Annotated in this window: 1 protein-coding gene; it reads right to left on the reverse strand. The window is 46.6% G+C overall.

Annotated elements, in window-relative coordinates; all coding sequences use genetic code 11:
- The coding region (locus NW213_RS16715; protein ID WP_258323471.1) for an IS66 family transposase at positions 1-1,124 on the reverse strand (1,124 nt) is incomplete at both ends.

Raw genomic sequence — 1,124 nt, forward strand, 5'->3', positions numbered from 1 at the left:
TTCAGATAGTTAAGGGCCTTGCCCATAAGCTCGCTTCGACTCTCATCCGGATTTGCCAGCAAATCATAAAGTTCCGTCCTTATCTTATCGATGATTTCTGTCGTTTCCTTACAGTTCCTTCTGCGGTAAATCTCGTCTGCTGTGAGTTTTTCCCGGCGGTAAGTTTCTTCCATTCCGTATAATTTTGCTATCAGCTCAAGGAAGATTCTTGCCTGCAGGCTTCCCTGGTCATAGGCATACTTGAACTTAGCCCTTGCGTGGGCCAGACAACACAAATGCTCAACATCGATAAGTTCATTGTCAAGATACATATATACGTTGTAGCCGTCGCTCTGCAGTGATTTGATTTTTGCATCACCAAGGAACTCCTTCAACACGTTTCTGTTCCTGCCTCCATGTTTCTGTACACCTTCATCATCCGTTGTATCCTCATAAAAGAAGATGACTATACGGGCCTTTCTGTTTACCAGACACCACATATAGGTCTTTCGTTTCTTATTGTAGGCGTGATAGCGGAGCCATGTCTCGTCCACATTCACGTTGGCACCGTCCTGAAGGGCAATCTTCTTGAGGGCAGGTATCAGCTTGTTCAGCTGCATGGCACCTTTGTCGGCCCAGTTCAGAAGGTTCTGGACAGAAGTGTTCCAGTCCATATCCGACAGACGGTTTTTAGCTTCCCTGTATGCCGGTGTTGACATCTGGAAGCGGTTAAACATCAGATACGAGAGCATGTTTGCCGTAATGCTTGTACCCGGTACTATCTCGTCATAAAGGCTTGCCCGGACGTCATCCTTCATTGGAAGGAACATGCTTTCAATCCTGCCGTCGGCATGCTTCACCTTGAGCACCTCAAAATGATGTTCCTCAATATAGCTGACGATGTTTCTAATCTTGCGGTAGCTTGATGATATCACTACAGAACCCTTAGGAAGCATTGTATAATCGGACTTGTGTATTATCGGAGTGCCTACACAATCCTTGTTGTATCTCATTCCTTTTCTATACGGTCTTTCCTTGGGAAGAGGAGTGGCCGGAGTATCCTGCGTGTCGCATGATGCGGCAGAGTCTGACTGTGGAACTTCAGTTGTCGGAGCAGTGGGAGTACCGTCAAAGTCATCCTTGTC

The sequence above is a fragment of the Bacteroides sp. ET336 genome (genome assembly GCF_024733815.1).
GTDB lineage: Bacteria > Bacteroidota > Bacteroidia > Bacteroidales > Bacteroidaceae > Phocaeicola > Phocaeicola cellulolyticus.